This is a genomic window from Streptomyces sp. NPDC047117, assembly GCF_040643545.1.
GTDB lineage: Bacteria > Actinomycetota > Actinomycetes > Streptomycetales > Streptomycetaceae > Streptomyces.
In genome coordinates this window covers 112,867-129,284 of record NZ_JBEYUN010000021.1, presented here as the reverse complement: position 1 = coordinate 129,284, position 16,418 = coordinate 112,867, and the positions used below count along the sequence as shown (strand labels likewise).

The following is a 16,418-nucleotide window of genomic DNA, read 5'->3' as shown; positions in this document are numbered from 1 at the left end:
CGCAGGTCTCACCACCCCCGAAAGGGGGGAAGCGGAGGGTAGCGCGTGCGGAACGATGCGGAGCGGAACGAGTCCGCCGAAGTCAGGGCGGCGCTGCTGCGGCTGCGCCGGGCCAGCGGACTGCCCGTGGCCTTCGGCGGTCTGCTCTCGGGCGGCGGCCGCTTCCGCATCGGCGAGATGACCGGCACCGCCACCACCGCGCTGCGCGGCCTGCACATCGACTCCGGCAACGGGCTGGGCGGCAAGGCGGCGGCCCGCTCCCGGCCGTTCGCGGTGACCGACTACCACTCCTCCGTGGTGATCAGCCATGAGTACGACGCGGCGGTGGCGGCCGAGGGGCTGAAGTCCGTCCTGGCGGTGCCGGTCGTGGTGCGGCGCCGGGTGCGCGGCGTGCTGTACGGGGCGCTGCGGCAGCCGCTGCAGCTGGGTGACCGGCCGCTGTCGGCCGCGCTGGAGGCGGCCAGGGAGCTGGAGCAGGCGCTGGTGGTGCAGGACGAGGCGGAGCGGCTGCTGTCGGTGGCCCGGCAGCCGACCGCCGCCGATCCGGTGATGTGGGAGGAGGTCAGGGAGGCACACAGCGCGCTGCGTGCCCTGGCCAACCGGGTCGGCGATCCGGCGCTGCGGCAGGAGATGCTGGCGGCCTGCGGCCGGCTCGCGGCGGCCTCGGGCGGGTCCCGCGGCGGCCCCGTGGTGGCCCTGGCGCCGCGCGAGGTGGACGTGCTGTCCTGCGTGGCCTCCGGCGCGACGAACGCGGCGGTCGGCGAGCGGCTGGGGCTGCGCCCGGAGACGGTCAAGGGGTACCTGCGCTCCGCGATGCGCAAGCTGGGCGCCCACAGCCGGCTGCAGGCCGTGGTCGCAGCCCGCCGGGCCGGCCTGCTGCCCTGAGGCGCCGGGGCCGCGCGTACGCCACGCGCCCGGCCCACCGGGCAGGCCGCGGTCGCGTTCCTGGGAGAGGCTGGAGGCTGCCGTCGGTCGGTGTGTGGCGTCAGTGAGGAGGCGGCCCGTGTCAGGTCCCGCGACCGGGAGCGAGGGAGGGCCCGTGCTGCCGGCGGGGCTGGCGGCCGGGGTCTACATCCAGGACGGCTTCGGGCGGATCTCCTACGTCAACGCCCGGGCCGAGGAGCTGCTGGGCCGTCCGGCCGCCGAGCTGGTGGGCGGCGATCCGCACGAGCTGCTGCACCGCAATGCCGACGGCACCCGGCTGCCACGCCCGAACTGCACGCTGCTCCAGGCGTTCCTGGCCGGCGAGACGGTGGCCCTGGACGGCTGCCAGTGGTTCGCGCGCGGGGACGGCGAGCAGATCTGCGTCGGCGGGCTGTCCGTGCCGTACGAGGTGGACGGCGCACCGGCCGGCGCCGTCGTCCTCTTCTTCCGGCGGCCGCCCGAGGAGGAGCGCGAGCCCGCCGACGCGGCGAACGTCGCGGCCCTCACCGACCTCGCCGACCGGCTGACCATGGTCGCCGAGACCACCGCCGTGCTGACCTCCACCCTGGACCTGGACGAATCGCTGAAGCGGCTCGTACGGCTGGTCGTGCCCCGATTGGCGGACTGGGCGGTGGTGGATCTGCTGGAGGAGCAGCACTCGCTGCGCCGGGTCGCCGTCGTGCACCACGTGAACGGGCAGCACGTACGGGTGGACGAGCTGGCGGGCCCGATGCCGCCGGTGCTGGAGACCTCGCGGATGCCGCTGTCCAGCGTGCTGCGCGGGGCCGCGCCGCGGATCGTCTCGCCCGAGGTCTACGCGGGGCCGCCGGACTCGGGGATCGCCGTCCAGCAGCGCGAGATGTTCAAGGCGATCGGCATGCGCTCCGCGGTGGTCGCGCCGCTGCGCGGCCCGGGCAAGGTGCTCGGCGCGCTGACCCTGGTCCGTACGGACCAGGAGAAGCCGTTCGACGCGGCGGAGCTGGCGCTGGTCGACGACATCGCCCGCCGGGCCGGGCTCGCGGTGGACAACGCGCAGCTGTACGAGCGGCAGCGGCGGGTCGCCGAGACCATGCAGCGTCACCTGCTGCCGCCGCTCCCCCGCATCGAGGGCCTGGAGATGACGGTGCGCTACCACCCGGCGCCGCACGCGTCCCGGGTCGGCGGCGACTGGTACGACGTCTTCGGGCTGCCGGACGGGAAGACGGCGCTGGTCATCGGGGACGTGGTGGGCCACGACCTCCAGGCGGCCGCCTGCATGGCCCAGGTGCGCAACATGCTGCGGGCGTTCGCCTGGGAGCACACCGAGGCGCCGTCGGTCACCGTCGACCGGCTGGACCGGGCGCTGGTGCACATCAGCGAGGTCCAGCTGGCGACCATGATCCTGGCGCAGGTCGAGCGGGACGGCGACTGGTGGCTGCGCTGGACCAACGCCGGGCATCCGCCGCCGCTGCTGGTGCACGACGACGGCCGGGTGTGCTTCCTGGAGCAGGAAGCCGCCGACCTGGTGCTCGGTACGGAGCTGTCGCCGGGACGCACCGACTTCCGGCAGGTGCTCCCGCCGCGGAGCACGGTGGTGCTCTACACCGACGGGCTGATCGAGGCGCGCGGCCTGCCGCTGAGCGAAGGCCTGGACCAGTTGGCCAGCTTCGCCGCCGCGCTGGCCGACCGCTCGCTGGACGACTTCTGCGACCAGCTCATCAGCCGCGCCCTGTACGCCGCCAACGAGGACGACGTGGCGCTGCTGGCGCTGCGTGTGCCGGGGGACGGCTGAGGCGGGCCGCTACTGCGCCGAGGGCGCGGGCATGCCGAAGTCCAGGACCTCGTTGGCTTCCCGCTCGGTCTTCTCGGCGTACTCGCGCGCCTCGGTGGCGACATCACCGTGCTCATTGATGAGCTGATCGTAGATCGGGGTGAGCGGTCTGTCCGGCGAGTTCATCGTGCAGTGTTCCTTCGTTCTCGGACATGGCGACAGCCGCCCACGAATGGCGCGGACGGCCGGCCGCCGATCTTATCGTCCGCCTACCGGGAGCAGTACCCGCTGTCTCAGGCAACGGACCCGATACGGCGTGCGGTGACCGATGTGTCGTGATGGATCGGGGTATGTGCGCCGGTGAGCGGCGTTCCCGTACCGCCGCGGCGCGCGGCGACGATCTCGGCGGCGATCGACAGGGCGGTCTCCTCGGGCGTACGGGCGCCGAGGTCGAGGCCGATCGGCGAGCGGAGCCGGTTCAGCTCCAGGTCAGTGAGGCCGGCCTCGCGCAAACGGCGCAGCCGGTCCAGGTGGGTGCGGCGGGAGCCCATGGCGCCGACGTAGGCGACGGGGAGCCGCAGGGCCCGCTCCAGCAGCGGGACGTCGAACTTGGCGTCGTGAGTAAGCACACAGAGCACCGCGCGGGCGTCCAGCTCCTGGGAGTCCAGGTAGCGGTGCGGCCAGTCGACCACGATCTCGTCGGCGTCGGGGAAGCGCGCCTGCGTGGCGAAGACGGGCCGGGCGTCGCAGACCGTGACCCGGTAGCCGAGGAATTTCCCGGCCCGGACCAGGGCCGCGGCGAAGTCGATGGCGCCGAAGACGAGCATCCGCGGGGCCGGCACGGACGATTCGACGAGGAGGGTCAGCGGGACGCCGCACCTGCTGCCGTCGGCGCCGATCTCCACGGTGGTGGTGCGGCCCGCGTCCAGCAGGGCGCGGGTCTCCTGGAGCGCGGTGCGGTCCAGCTCGGGGTGGCCGCCGAGGCTGCCGGTGTGGCTGCCGTCGGCGCGGACGAGCAGGGCACGGCCGAGGAGCTCGGCCGGGCCGGAGACGATGCGCGCGAGGGCCGCCGCCTCGGCGGAGACGGCGGCGGCCACCGCGGCCACGAGCGTCCTGGAGGTGCTGTCCACCGGGGCCGAGGGGTCGTCCGGCCCCTGCGATGGCTCCGGGGCGCTCGCGCGTACCGGGGTGACGAGGATGTCGATGATGCCGCCGCAGGTCAGGCCGACCGCGAAGGCGTCCTCGTCGCTGTATCCGAACTGCTCCAGCACCGGCTCACCGGTCTCCAGGGCCTGTTGGCACAGCTCGTACACCGCACCCTCCACGCAACCGCCGGAGACGGACCCGATCGCCGTGCCGTCGCGGTCGACGGCGAGCGCGGCGCCCGGTTGCCGGGGCGCGCTGCCGCCGACGCCCACCACGGTGGCCACGGCGAAGTCGCGTCCCTGCTCGACCCACCGGTTCAGCTCGTCGGCGATGTCCAGCATGTCCAGCTCCTTGTCTGCGATTGCGCGGAGGGCCGATGCGGCCTCCGCCCGGGCACGGTGCCCGGCTCGGGCGGGTCTCCCCTACCCGATGTCGTTGAAGGCGAAGTTGGCGATGAAGACCAGCGCCAGGACCCACATCAGCGGGCCCGGCTCGCGCCACTTGCCCTGCGCGAGCTTGATCGCGCAGTACGAGATGATGCCGACGGCCACACCGTTCACGATCGAGTAGGTGAACGGCATGATCACCACGGTCAGGAAGACCGGGATGGCCACGGACCGGTCGCGCCAGTCCACGTGCCGTGCGTTCTGCATCATCATCGAGCCGATGACGACCAGCGCGGCGGACGCGACCTGGGCGGGCACGATCTCCGCCAGTGGGGTGAAGAGCAGTGCCGCACCGAAGAGCAGACCGGTGACGGTGGCCGACAGGCCGGTACGGGCGCCCTCGCCGACGCCGCTGGCGGACTCGATGAAGACGGTCTGGCCGGAGGCGCCGGAGACGCCGCCGATCGCACCGCCCGCACCGTCGATGAGCAGCGCCTTGTTCAGCCCCGGCATCCGGCCGAGGTGGTCGGCGAGCTTGGCCTCCTGGCCGACGGCGATGATCGTGGCCATGGCGTCGAAGAAGCCGGCCAGGACCAGGGTGAAGACGACCATCGCCACGGTGGTGGCCCCGAGCTCGGCGAAGCCGCCGAACTCGATCTTGCCGAACAGGCTGAAGTCCGGCGACGAGACCAGGGTGTCCGGCAGCGACGGCGTGGCCAGGCCCCACTGCTTGTCGCCCAGGCCGAAGACCGCGGTGACGATGAGCGAGAAGACCGTGCCGACGGCGATGCCGATCAGGATCGCGCCGGGGATGTTCCGGGCCAGCAGCATGAAGATGACGACGAGCGTCAGGCAGAAGGCCAGGACGGGCCAGCCGGACAGGTGGCCGTGGACGCCGAGGGTGACCGGCGCCGAGGCGTTGCCGATGCCGACGAACCCGGCCTTGACCAGGCCGATCATGGTGACGAAGAGGCCGATGCCGATGGTGATGGCGTGCTTGAGGCCGAGCGGGATCGCGTTCATGATCTTCTCGCGGAGCCCGCTGATCACCAGGAGCATGATCACGACACCGTAGATCACACACATGCCCATGGCCTGCGGCCACGACATGTCACTGATCACCTGGGTGCCGAGCACGCCCGAGACGCTCAGACCGGCGGCGAGCGCCAGCGGGACCTTGCCGACGACGCCCATGAGCAGCGTCGCGACCGCGGCCGCGAAGGCGGTCGCCGTGATCACGGCGCCCGGCTGGAGTGTGCCGCCCACCGCGTCCTTGCCGCTGAGCAGGACGGGGTTGAGCAGAAGGATGTACGCCATCGCCATGAAGGTGGTGATGCCGCCGCGAAGCTCCCGGCCGAGGGTGGAGCCACGCTCGGATATGTGGAAGTACCGGTCGAGCCACGACCGGCCGGCGGGCTGGCGCGAACCCGCGCCTGCGTCCTCCGCCGTGGTCGGCTCGATGGTGGGCTGGGTCATGGTGCCTATCTCCCAAGGTTCATAGGGGCACTCACAAGGGGGGAAGTGTGAGATTTGGGATGGAGCGGGCCGCACGACCCGGGGGACGGCCCGAGACGAACGTTTTTCAGCCAATGCGGCGCCGGAGGGATCCTAGGAGCCGCTGCTGACGTGGGGGAAACTCCGGGCGGTACGAACCGCGGGAGGACGGACAGGACACCCCAAACCATCCGCACCGCCCGGAGCATCAGGTGCCGGTGAGGTGTTCGGGCCGCACCGGCGTTTTCGTGAGCGCCAGGCCTGTCGCCGCCCGGATGGCGGAGAGGACAGCCGGGGTCGAGGACAGGGTCGGCGCCTCACCGATGCCGCGCAGCCCGTAGGGAGCGTGTTCATCGGCAAGTTCGAGGACGTCCACGGGGATGGTGGGCGTGTCCAGAATGGTGGGGATCAGGTAGTCGGTGAAGGAGGGGTTGCGGACCTTCGCCGTCTTGGGGTCGACGACGATCTCCTCCATGACCGCCACGCCCAGGCCCTGGGTGGTGCCACCCTGGATCTGGCCGACGACGGACAGCGGGTTGAGCGCCTTGCCGACGTCCTGCGCGCAGGCCAGCTCGATGACCTTGACCAGGCCGAGCTCGGTGTCGACCTCGACGACCGCGCGGTGCGCCGCGAAGGAGTACTGCACGTGGCCGAAGCCCTGGCCGGTCTCCAGGTCGAAGGCCTCGGTGGGGCGGTGCCGCCACTCCAGCTCGACCTCCACGGCCTCCTCGCCCAGCACGTCCGCGATATCGGCGAGCACCTCGCCGCCGTCGGTGACGACCTTGCCGCCCTCCAGGAGCAGCTCGGCGGTGGCCCACGCCGGGTGGTACGTGCCGAGCTTGATCCGGCCCTTCTGCAGGACCTGCTCGCGCACGGCCTCGCAGCTGTTCTTCACCGCGCCGCCCGTGACGTAGGTCTGCCGGGAGGCGGAGGTGGAGCCGGCGGAGCCGACCTGGGTGTCGGCCGGGTGGATGGTGACCTGCTGGACGCCCAGCTCGGTACGGGCGATCTGCGCGTGCACGGTGATGCCGCCCTGACCGACCTCGGCCATCGCGGTGTGCACGGTCGCGACCGGCTCGCCGTTGATGACCTCCATCCGCACCTTCGCGGTGGAGTAGTCGTCGAAGCCCTCGGAGAACCCGACGTTCTTGATGCCGACCGCGTAGCCGATGCCGCGGACGACGCCCTCGCCGTGGGTGGTGTTGGACAGGCCGCCGGGCAGCGCGCGGACGTCGGCACCCTCGGTGGTCTCCCACTGGTTCTCCGGCGGCAGCGGCATGGCCTTCACGCGGCGCAGCAGCTCGGCGACCGGAGCGGGCGAGTCGACCGGCTGCCCGGTCGGCAGGAGCGTGCCCTGCTCCATCGCGTTGCGCTGCCGCAGCTCGACGGGGTCCATGTCCAGCGCCTTGGCCAGCTTGTCCATCTGCGCCTCGTAGGCGAAGCACGCCTGGACCGCGCCGAAGCCGCGCATGGCGCCGCACGGGGGGTTGTTCGTGTAGAGCGCGACGGCCTCGATGTTCACGTCGTCGACGACGTACGGCCCGACGGCGAGCGAGGAGGCGTTGCCGACCACGGCCGGGGAGGCCGACGCGTACGCGCCGCCGTCCAGCACGATGCGGCACTTCAGGTGGGTGAGCTTGCCGTCCTTGGTGGCGCCGTGCTCGTACCAGAGCTTGGCGGGGTGCCGGTGGACGTGCCCGAAGAAGGACTCGAACCGGTTGTAGACGATCTTGACGGGCTTGCCGGTGCGGAGCGCCAGCAGGCAGCCGTGGATCTGCATCGACAGGTCCTCGCGGCCGCCGAAGGCACCGCCGACGCCGGAGAGCGTCATGCGTACCTTCTCCGGCGGCAGACCGAGCACCGGCGCGATCTGGCGCAGGTCCGAGTGGAGCCACTGGGTCGCGACGTACAGGTCGACGCCGCCGTCCTCGGCCGGCACCGCGAGGCCGGACTCCGGGCCGAGGAACGCCTGGTCCTGCATGCCGAAGTCGTACTCGCCGGTGACGATCACGTCAGCGCGCTTGGCGGCCTCGTCCGCGTCGCCGCGGATGATCGGCTGGCGGTGGACGATGTTCGGGTGCGGTACGTGACCCGCATGGTGGTCGTTGCGCCCCGGGTGGAGCAGCGGGGCGTCCTCGGCGAGGGCCGAGGCCTCGTCGGTGACGACGGGCAGCTCCGCGTAGTCGATCTTGATCTTGGCGGCGGCCCGCCGCGCGGTCTCCGGGTGGTCGGCCGCGACCAGCGCGACCGGCTCGCCGTGGTGCCGCACCCGGCCGTGGGCCAGTACGGGCGTGTCCTGGATCTCCAGGCCGTAGTTCTTCACGGCCGTGGGCAGGTCGTCGTAGGTGAGGACCGCGTAGACACCGGGCTGGGCGAGCGCCTCGGAGGTGTCGATGGAGCGGATCTCGGCGTGCGCGACGGTGCTGCGCAGCGTGAAGCCCCACAGCATGTCCTCGTGCCACATGTCCGAGGAGTACGCGAACTCGCCGGTCACCTTCAGCGTGCCGTCCGGGCGCAGCGTGGAGGCCCCGATACCGGCCGGCGTCTTGCTGCCCTGGGTGAGATTGGTGGGTGTCCGGGTGACTCCGGCCATGGTCAGGCCCCCGTTCCTGCGGTCTCGTTCTCGCCGCGGGCGGCCGCGAGGCGGACCGCGTCGAGGATCTTCTCGTAGCCCGTGCAGCGGCACAGGTTGCCGGACAGCGCCTCGCGGATGTCGGCGTCGGACGGCTGGGTGTTGCGCTCCAGCAGCTCGTCGGCGGCGACCAGCAGGCCCGGCGTGCAGAAGCCGCACTGGACGGCGCCCGCGTCGATGAAGGCCTGCTGGATGGGCGAGAGCTGCACCTGCTCACCCGTCCGGCTGTCGCCCGGACCGGCGGGCTTGGCGGCCCAGGCCTTGGCCTCGTCCAGCGTGGTGCCCTTGGCCCCGCCGCAGGCACCCGTGCCGCAGCCGGTGCGCTCGGCGCGCTGCTGGGCGAAGTCGGCCAGGCCCTCGACCGTGACCACGTCGCGGCCCTCGACCTGCCCGGCGGCGACCAGGCAGGAACACACCGGCACGTCGTCCAGCCGGACCGTGCAGGAGCCGCACTCGCCCTGCTCGCAGGCGTTCTTCGAACCCGGCAGGCCCATCCGCTCGCGGAGCACGTACAGCAGGCTCTCGCCTTCCCAGACGTCGTCGGCCGTCTGCTCGCGGCCGTTGACGGTGAACTTCACGCGCACTGTGCGCCTCCCTGTGCAGTGCGGCCGTTGCCGCGGTAGGACTCCCACACCCAGCCGAGCGTGCGGCGGGCCATCACGCCGACCGCGTGCCGGCGATACTTCGCGCTGCCGCGCACGTCGTCGATCGGGTTGCAGGCACCCGTCGCCAGCTGCGCGAACTGCTTCGCGACGGCCACCGGAACCGGTGCGCCGGACTCCCAGAGACCGGCCTCCTCCAGCGCCGCCGCGAGAAAGGTCTCGGCCTCCTTGGCACGTACCGGGGTGGGGGCGGCCGAACCGATGCCGGTCCGTACCGTCTTCGTCTCCGGGTGCAGCGCGATACCGAACGCGCACACCGCGATGACCATGGCGTTGCGCGTACCGACCTTGGAGAACTGCTGGGCCCCGGTGGCCTTGGGCAGGTGGACGGCGCGGATCAGCTCGTCCTGCTCCATGGCGTTGCGCTTGACGCCGACGTAGAACTCGTCGATGGGGATCATGCGCACGCCGCGGGCCGCCGACTCCACCTCGACCTCGCCGCCCGAGGCGAGCAGCGCGGGGTGCGCGTCGCCGGCCGGGGAAGCGGTGCCGAGGTTGCCGCCGACGCCGCCGCGATTGCGGATCTGCGGGGAGGCGACGGTGTGCGAGGCGAGCGCCAGGCCCGGCAGCTCGGTGCGCAGGTTCTCCATGATCTGGGTGTACGGCACGGAAGCGCCGAGCCGTACGGTGTCCGCTCCGGTCTCCCACTCCCGCAGATCACCGATGCGGTTCAGATCCATCAGGTATTCGGGGCGGCGGTGGTCGAAGTTGATCTCGACCATCACGTCCGTGCCGCCCGCGATCGGCACAGCGGTGGGGTGCTCGGCCTTCGCGGCGAGCGCCTCCTCCCAGCTGGCGGGGCGAAGGAAGTCCATGTGTGGCTCTCTTCTCGGAAAATCGTGCCGTAACCACTACGGTCGGCGGTGTCAACTGGCCCTACGGTGACGGAGCCGCCGCCGAAGCCATCCGGCCGCCGTCTCTCGGGTTGTTCATATGTCGTTCACGCGATGTGACCCAGTACACGCGCCCAGCGCCCGCCCGGTGCAGTCACCGAAACCATGAAGCGGTTGGCTGGCCAGGGCACCCGTCTTGTAGATTCGAACGAAAAGCGGGGCCCGGCAACCTCGCGGTATTCCACCGGCAACACGAGACGGAAAGATCGGCGGGCGAGGTCATGCGGCTCCGCGCACTTCTGGACACCGACTCCCTTGGCCTGCGGCTTCTCGGGGGCGAGGACGAACTGGACCGCACGGTGCGGGGGGTGATGACCACCGACCTGCGGGATCCCACCCGCTACCTCTCCGGGGGCGAACTGGTCCTCTCCGGCCTGGCCTGGCGGCGGGAGCCCGAGGACTCGGAAAACTTCGTCCGGATCCTTGCCACGGCCGGAGTGGCCGGGCTGGCGGCCGGCGAGGCGGAGCTGGGCTCCGTCCCCGAGGACCTGGTGCTCGCCTGCGCGCGCCACCGCCTGCCGCTGTTCTCCGTCTCCGAGGCGGTCTCCTTCGCCTCGATCACCGAGTACGTCGTACGGCAGGTCTCCGGTGAGCGCGCCGGCGACCTGGCCGCCGTCGTGGACCGGCACCGCCGCCTGATGACGTCGGGCCCGGCGGGCGGCGGCCCCGAGGTCGTCCTGGACCTCCTCGGCTCCGACCTCGACCTGACCGCCTGGGTGCTCTCCCCCACCGGACGGCGGATCGCGGGCGCGACGCCCGGCGGCGAGGCGGCGGGCGCGGCGGACACCACCGGAACGGCGGACGGCGCCCGGCTGGCGGGCGAGCACCTGGCGGCGGCCCGCAGCGGGCGCCGCAGCCCGCACCGGGTCCTGCTCGGCAACACCACGTACTCCCTCTTCCCGATCCGCAGCGGCGGCCGGGACCTGCGCGAGACGCTGCTTTCGGACTGGCTGCTGGCGGTCGAGGCGGACGCCGGCGACTGGCCGGCGGAGCGGCTGGACCTGCTGCACGGCGTCACCCAGCTGATCGCCGTGGAGCGGGACCGGCGCGACGCGGCCCGTACGGTGCGCCGCCGGCTCGCCCAGGAGGTCCTGGAGCTGGTCCAGACGGGTGCGCCGCCCGCAGAGATCGCCGCCCGGCTGCGGGTCGCCGCGCCCGTGCTGCTGCCGGGCCTCGGCACCGCGCCGCACTGGCAGGTCGTGGTCGCCCGCGTGGAGTGGGAGGGCGGCGACCTCCCCGGCGGCCCGGTCGCCCAGTCCCTCCTGGAAGAGGTCCTGGTCGATCCCGGCGCCGCGGGGCCCGACCCGGCCGACCGGATCGCCGTGGCGCACACCGGGGACGAGGCGGTCGCGCTGGTACCGCTGCCCGCCCTGCACGACGACGACTCCGACGCCAAGACCGAGGGGCTGCACGCCGGCGCGCTGCTCGCCGCGGTCCAGGAGCCGCTCTCCCGCGGGCTGGCCGACGACGGCCGGCTCACCCTCGGCGTGAGCGCCGCCGTCCACTCGGCGGAGGGCCTGCGCGGCGCGCTGGAGGAGGCCCGGCACGCCCGCCGGGTCGCGGCGGCCCGGCCCGGCGCGGTGTGCGCCGCCGGCCACGAGGAGCTGGCCTCGCACGTCCTGCTGCTGCCCTTCGTCCCCGACGACGTGCGCCGGGCCTTCACCGCCCGGCTGCTGGACCCGCTCCGGGACTACGACCGGCGGCACCGTGCCGAGCTGATCCCCACCCTGGAGGCGTTCCTGGACAGCGACGGCTCCTGGACCCGCTGCGCCGGCCGCCTCCACCTGCACGTCAACACCCTCCGCTACCGCGTCGGCCGCATCGAGCAGCTCACCGGCCGCGACCTGTCCCGCCTGGAGGACAAGCTGGACTTCTTCCTGGCCCTGCGGATGACGTGAGGACCGTCCCGGCGGCTGAGGTGACCGGTCCTGCGGAGGGCGGGACCGGCCCTGCGGCGAGCGTGCGCGGTCGTGCGGAGGACGTGCGCGCGGGTGGCTCCCGGGGCCGCTCGCCGGGCCCCGCGCACCCCGTGATCACGGCTCGATAAGGTTTTCCCATGGCGATGACGGACGGGCCGGAGGCGGCCGCCGAGCCGGGACCGGCGGAAGCGGCGGCACCTGACTGGCAGGCGCCGAGCGAGGTCGAGCAGCAGCTGTACGACGCGAAGACGCGCGGGGACTGGTCCGCGTACTTCGACGTGCTGGCCCGCACCGAGCTGTACATCGCCGACTCCCGGGCCGCGGCCGACGCGCATCCGGGAACGGTGCGCTTCCAGCCGTACTGGGACCAGCGGACCGGGACGCCCTGCCTGGCCGCCTTCACCACCGGCATGCTGCCCGCACCCGTCGCCGACCCGGTCTTCTGGTCCGGCTCGCTGGACTGGTACGCGCGCAACTGGGAACCGCACGACCCGCCGTGGCTCGCCATCAACCCCGGCAGCCCCTGCGAGGCGTACTTCCCGGCCTCGCCCGAGCACCGCGCCCTGTGGCAGCGGCACGCCGCGGCCGCCGCCTCCGCCCAGGAGGAGCCCATCAGGCTGCGCGCGCTGCACCTGGGCGGGCCGCTGCACGGCCCGGTGGCGCACGGACTCGCCTGCGGGGCGCTGCTGTTCGTCAAGAACGGCCAGCCGTGGAACGCCATGGCCCACCACGGCCGGGGCTACTACCCGGAGAAGAAGCAGCTCGCCGAGTTCTGGGGCGTCACCGACCGGGCCGGCTGGCAGCAGTCCCAGGAGCGGCTGATCGCCGCCGACATGGTCAGCGAGGTCTGGGAGTTCGCGCTCGCCGTACGGCGCTCCCTCGCGCTGGACTTCGCGGGCGCCGTGAGCGTGGACCACTGGCGCGGGGTGGCCGAGCGGGTGCTGCGGCACAACGCGGCGAAGGGCGCCGAGGTCAAGATCGGCCCGGAGGGCGTGACGAAGACCGAGCCGCCCGGCGAGGCGGAGGTCGCCTCGCAGGTCGCGGGGGTGCAGCGGCTGATCGGCCGGATCGCCCGGTACGAGGCGCGGTTCCGCGCGGACGGCGTGCTGCCCGAAGGCAAGTTCGTCCGCTCCACCGAGGCGTGGGACTACGGGCGCGCCTCGGGCATGGCCCGCTGGGGGCTCGGCGCGCGCTACTGCGACCTCCAGGAGGCGGAGCAGGCCGTGCTGCGGGCCGGCCGGGCGAGCCGGAACGCGTACCGGTCCTGGGAGGACTTCTCGGCCGGTTTCATCCTCGGCCGCTGCCTGCAGTTCGACGAGGAGGAGTTCGGCCACTGGTACGGGGACATGGTGACGGCGCACCGCATCCTGACCACCGACCCGGCCAGCCCCTGGCGGAACATCCCCTGGGAGTGACACCCCGCCTCGGGTGACGCACGGCTCTCGACGCGCACGTCACCTCGCGCGCGTCCCCGCGCCCGTCGCGCACCCCCCGATCCGGTGGACCGCACCCCGCCAGGCGTCCACCGCCGACTCCTGCAGCGGGACCGGGCGACGGGATCATGGGGCGGACGGTGAGCGCCGGACGGCGCGCGGCCGACGGCACGACACCACGTCACTCCTTCGAGCGGATTTCGCGCGACGCCGCCCGGGCGATCGAAGCGCCAGGTCACGGCATTCCAGGACGGACCGCCCGGCCCGTACGCCCCACCGGAGAGCCGCAATCCGCTCTCCTAGCGGCTCAACTCCGCTCCGTACACGGCCCGCGGGAGATTGTGAAATCATTCACCCAGCCCCTTGGCCCCACGCCGAAATTCGTGCTGAGATTCGCCCACTGCTTCCAGTCCAGGCTCAAAGGTGCGCTCGGGGAGGGCAATGTGGCGGATACCGCCATGCCGGAATCTGCGGAATCCGACGGCTCCGAAGGGACCGTCGAACGACTGCCGGTGCCGGGGGCACCGGTGACGGGACTGCCGGCCGCGCGGACGGCCGAGGGAGCCGCTGCCGACGGGGACGGCCCACTGGACCGGGCCGTGTGGCGACTCCGCTCCCGCGGCTGCTGGGAGGACGCGGCCGCCCTGCTGGAACCACACGCCGCAGCGCACGCGCCCGCCGCGCTGCGCCGCGCCGCGCTGCTCGTGGAGCGCTGCATGTTCACCTGCGCGGGCTGGGCCGAGGCCGAGGACGCCCTGCGGTACGCCGAGGCCCGTGCGGCCACCGACGACGAACGCGGCGACGCGGCCTGCGAGCGCGGCCATCTCGCCTACGCCGCCACGGTCCTGGGCGTACGGGACCGCGCCGACGAGGCGCGCGCGGCACTCGGCCGCGCCGCCGCCCTGCTGCCCCCGGCAGCGCCGGGACGCGCCCTGCTGGACTTCCGGCGCGGCCTCATGGCCGAGCACCTCGCCGACAGCCCGCAGTCGGCCCGCGCCGCCTACCGCCGCGCGCACGCCGCCGCCACCGCCCACGAAGACCCGCTGCTGCTCTCCTTCACCTGGCGGCACCTGGCCGGACTCGCCCTGCGCGACGGCGAGTTGGCGGAGGCCCGGCACGGCTTCGCCGAATCCCTCCGGATCCGCGAGGAACTGGGCTACCTCATCGGCACGGCCCCGGCACTCGCCGCCCTCGCCGACGCCGCCCCCGAAGAGGAGGCCCCCCGCCTTCGCGCCGAGGCAGCCCGCCTCTTCCGCCTCATGGACGGCGTCCCCACCTGGCTCGCGGATCACCTGCCGACAGCGGCATAGCGCACCTCCGCCGGGCGCCGCGCGGGCGCGCCGGACGGCGCGGGCTCAGTGCGGAAAGCGCGTGCCCGTGAGGTGGTCGCGGAGGATGCGTTCGGCGAGGGCCGGGTCCTGGGCCGCGAGGGCGTCGAGGAGGGCCATGTGGTCGGCGGCGTCGGCCAGGAGGTCGGCGACGCCCGCCGTCGCGCCGCCGCAGGGCCAGCCCGTGCGGCGGTGCAGGTCGTCGGCGACGAGCGTCAGCTGCCGGTTGCCGGTCAGGTCGAGGAGCGCGCGGTGGAAGGCGCGGTCGGCCTCCGCGTACGCCACGCAGTCACCGTGGCCCGCGGCCGTGACCGTCGCGGCGGCCGCGGGGCGCAGCTCCTCCCAGCGCTCGGGCGGCAGCGCGCGGGCCAGCCGCAGTACGGCCGGCACCTCCAGCATCGACCGGACCTCGGCCAGCTCGGCCAGGTCGCGGGGGGTGCGCTCGGCGACCCGGAAGCCGCGGTTCGGCACCACCTCGACCGCGCCCTCGACCGCGAGCTGCTGCATCGCCTCGCGGACCGGGGTGGGAGACACGCCGAAGCTCTCGGCCAGCGCGGGCGCCGAGTAGACGGCGCCGGGCGCCAGCTCGCCCGAGAGCAGGGAGTCGCGCAGCGCCGCCAGGACCTGCGCGCGTACGGAGTGCCGCTGGGGCTTGCGCACGGTCGCTGCGGGGGGCGGCGCGGTCGCGGTGTGGGTACGGGCCGCGGGCTCGGCGTCCGCGCGGGGGCCGCCCGGTGCCGATGTGGCCGGTACCCGCTGCGCGCCGTCCGCATCGGCGGGATGCCGCCCGCGCACCGGCTCCGCGCGCCCCTGAGCGGGCACGCGGGCGCGTATCCGCGGGGGCTGCTCCGCCGCGCGCTGCTCCATGGGGTACCTCCTGATGTCCTTGTGCACCATAGGCGGCCCCCGTCGCAGGTCAAACCTCGGAGTCATCCGCTAAGGTAAGCCTTACCTGCCAACGACAGCGATTCGGTGGTCCCCCGCATGGCTTCTTCCGCGCTCGCCGCCCCGCCGTCCCCTTCCCCCGTGACCGGCGCGTATGCCCGGCTCACCGAGGTCTTCCCCCATCTGCGGATCACCGAGCTCGGCCCGGAGGACCCGGCCCCGACGGGCGAGGGCTGGACCGGCGCCGAGGAGCTGGCGGCCGGCGGCGCGGCCCTGGACGCCTTCCTGGCCTGGGACGCCGCGCAGGTGGTCGAGAACTACGGCACACAGGCGCGGCCCGACGTGGTCGCGAGCTTCGGGCTGCACCGTTACGCCTGGCCCGCCTGCCTGCTGATCACCATGCCGTGGTTCCTGCACCGCCGGGTGCCGCGGCTGCCCGCCGGCGCCGTCTTCTTCCCGCGCGAGATGGGCCACGCGGCGGTCCGCATCACCTCCTTCGCGTGCCTGCCCGGCGACCCGGCGGCCGAGCTGCCGGGCGCCGTGGTCGTCGCCGACGAGGAGGCGCTGCGCGCCGAGGTGCGGTCCGCCGTCGCCGAACACCTCGCGCCCGTACTGGACGGCTTCCGCCCCCGCGTGCGGCGCGGGCCGCGCGCCCTGTGGGGCATGGCGACGGACGAGATCGTCGAGGGCATGTGGTACCTCGGCCATCTGCTCGGCGAGGAGCCGCGCGCGGTGGCCGAAGTCGAGCGGCTGCTGCCGGGCGCGACGGCGCCGTACGTGGGCGGCGCGGGCTTCCGCGAGCTGACGGGGCCGGCCGGCGAGAAGCTTCCGACGCGGGACCGCGCGAGCTGCTGCATGTTCTACACGGTGCGTCCGGAGGACACCTGCGTCACCTGTCCGCGTACATGTGACGCGGACCGGGTCGCGCGGCTGACCGCGAGCGCCTGACCCCGAGCCACTCCGTCA

At 73.5% G+C, this 16,418-nt stretch carries 13 protein-coding genes; 6 read left to right on the top strand and 7 right to left on the bottom strand.

Annotated features, from left to right (window positions below; all coding sequences use genetic code 11):
• Positions 1–45 precede the first annotated feature (45 nt).
• Positions 46–885, top strand: coding sequence for a LuxR C-terminal-related transcriptional regulator (locus tag ABZ840_RS31780; protein ID WP_361565498.1), 840 nt, complete (start codon positions 46–48; stop codon positions 883–885).
• 118 nt (positions 886–1,003) lie between these two features.
• Positions 1,004–2,695 carry a SpoIIE family protein phosphatase gene (locus ABZ840_RS31775; RefSeq protein WP_361565495.1) on the top strand — a complete coding sequence of 564 codons (1,692 nt, stop codon included), beginning with the start codon at positions 1,004–1,006 and terminating at the stop codon, positions 2,693–2,695.
• 9 nt (positions 2,696–2,704) lie between these two features.
• Here ABZ840_RS31775 and ABZ840_RS31770 read toward each other — a convergent pair whose 3' ends face one another.
• From ABZ840_RS31770 to ABZ840_RS31745, 6 genes are all read right to left on the bottom strand, one after another.
• On the bottom strand, positions 2,705–2,860 hold the full coding sequence (locus ABZ840_RS31770) for a hypothetical protein (RefSeq protein ID WP_361565492.1): 156 nt from the start codon (positions 2,858–2,860) through the stop codon (positions 2,705–2,707).
• A gap of 107 nt (positions 2,861–2,967) precedes the next feature.
• Complete coding sequence (locus tag ABZ840_RS31765) at positions 2,968–4,161, bottom strand: XdhC/CoxI family protein (RefSeq protein WP_361565490.1); 1,194 nt, start codon at positions 4,159–4,161, stop codon at positions 2,968–2,970.
• Positions 4,162–4,242: 81 nt separating this feature from the next.
• Positions 4,243–5,682 (bottom strand): NCS2 family permease, encoded by a 1,440-nt coding sequence (locus ABZ840_RS31760; RefSeq protein WP_361565487.1) that lies wholly within the window; start codon positions 5,680–5,682, stop codon positions 4,243–4,245.
• Positions 5,683–5,908: 226 nt separating this feature from the next.
• Positions 5,909–8,293 carry a molybdopterin cofactor-binding domain-containing protein gene (locus ABZ840_RS31755; RefSeq protein ID WP_361565484.1) on the bottom strand — a complete coding sequence of 795 codons (2,385 nt, stop codon included), beginning with the start codon at positions 8,291–8,293 and terminating at the stop codon, positions 5,909–5,911.
• Positions 8,294–8,295: 2 nt separating this feature from the next.
• Entirely contained in the window at positions 8,296–8,916 is a 621-nt protein-coding gene (locus ABZ840_RS31750; protein ID WP_361565482.1) for a (2Fe-2S)-binding protein, read from the bottom strand.
• On the bottom strand, positions 8,907–9,809 hold the full coding sequence (locus tag ABZ840_RS31745) for an FAD binding domain-containing protein (RefSeq protein WP_361565480.1): 903 nt from the start codon (positions 9,807–9,809) through the stop codon (positions 8,907–8,909). The genes ABZ840_RS31750 and ABZ840_RS31745 overlap by 10 nt, the downstream gene beginning before the upstream one ends.
• A 299-nt stretch (positions 9,810–10,108) precedes the next feature.
• Between ABZ840_RS31745 and ABZ840_RS31740 the strand changes: the two genes are divergently transcribed.
• The 3 genes from ABZ840_RS31740 (at position 10,109) to ABZ840_RS31730 (ending at position 14,549) form a co-directional block, all read left to right on the top strand.
• Complete coding sequence (locus ABZ840_RS31740; RefSeq protein WP_361565477.1) at positions 10,109–11,785, top strand: PucR family transcriptional regulator ligand-binding domain-containing protein; 1,677 nt, start codon at positions 10,109–10,111, stop codon at positions 11,783–11,785.
• Positions 11,786–11,949: 164 nt separating this feature from the next.
• Complete coding sequence (locus ABZ840_RS31735) at positions 11,950–13,221, top strand: DUF1266 domain-containing protein (protein ID WP_361565552.1); 1,272 nt, start codon at positions 11,950–11,952, stop codon at positions 13,219–13,221.
• Between the two features lie 476 nt (positions 13,222–13,697).
• Positions 13,698–14,549 (top strand): hypothetical protein, encoded by an 852-nt coding sequence (locus ABZ840_RS31730; RefSeq protein ID WP_361565474.1) that lies wholly within the window; start codon positions 13,698–13,700, stop codon positions 14,547–14,549.
• 45 nt (positions 14,550–14,594) lie between these two features.
• On the opposite strand, the gene ABZ840_RS31725 is transcribed toward ABZ840_RS31730, so the two are convergent.
• Positions 14,595–15,434, bottom strand: coding sequence for a GntR family transcriptional regulator (locus ABZ840_RS31725; protein ID WP_361565471.1), 840 nt, complete (start codon positions 15,432–15,434; stop codon positions 14,595–14,597).
• A 117-nt stretch (positions 15,435–15,551) separates the two neighbouring features.
• Between ABZ840_RS31725 and ABZ840_RS31720 the strand changes: the two genes are divergently transcribed.
• Entirely contained in the window at positions 15,552–16,400 is an 849-nt protein-coding gene (locus ABZ840_RS31720) for a (2Fe-2S)-binding protein (RefSeq protein ID WP_361565468.1), read from the top strand.
• Positions 16,401–16,418 lie beyond the last annotated feature (18 nt).

What these genes read in the sequence shown, in the direction of transcription:
- ABZ840_RS31770 (WP_361565492.1), bottom strand. Translation starts at nt 2,860, where the DNA reads ATGAACTCGCCGGACAGACCGCTCACCCCGATCTACGATCAGCTCATC.
- ABZ840_RS31765 (WP_361565490.1), bottom strand. Translation starts at nt 4,161, where the DNA reads ATGCTGGACATCGCCGACGAGCTGAACCGGTGGGTCGAGCAGGGACGC.
- ABZ840_RS31760 (WP_361565487.1), bottom strand. Translation starts at nt 5,682, where the DNA reads ATGACCCAGCCCACCATCGAGCCGACCACGGCGGAGGACGCAGGCGCG.
- ABZ840_RS31755 (WP_361565484.1), bottom strand. Translation starts at nt 8,293, where the DNA reads ATGGCCGGAGTCACCCGGACACCCACCAATCTCACCCAGGGCAGCAAG.
- ABZ840_RS31745 (WP_361565480.1), bottom strand. Translation starts at nt 9,809, where the DNA reads ATGGACTTCCTTCGCCCCGCCAGCTGGGAGGAGGCGCTCGCCGCGAAG.
- ABZ840_RS31740 (WP_361565477.1), top strand. Translation starts at nt 10,109, where the DNA reads ATGCGGCTCCGCGCACTTCTGGACACCGACTCCCTTGGCCTGCGGCTT.
- ABZ840_RS31735 (WP_361565552.1), top strand. Translation starts at nt 11,950, where the DNA reads ATGACGGACGGGCCGGAGGCGGCCGCCGAGCCGGGACCGGCGGAAGCG.
- ABZ840_RS31730 (WP_361565474.1), top strand. Translation starts at nt 13,698, where the DNA reads ATGCCGGAATCTGCGGAATCCGACGGCTCCGAAGGGACCGTCGAACGA.
- ABZ840_RS31725 (WP_361565471.1), bottom strand. Translation starts at nt 15,434, where the DNA reads ATGGAGCAGCGCGCGGCGGAGCAGCCCCCGCGGATACGCGCCCGCGTG.
- ABZ840_RS31720 (WP_361565468.1), top strand. Translation starts at nt 15,552, where the DNA reads ATGGCTTCTTCCGCGCTCGCCGCCCCGCCGTCCCCTTCCCCCGTGACC.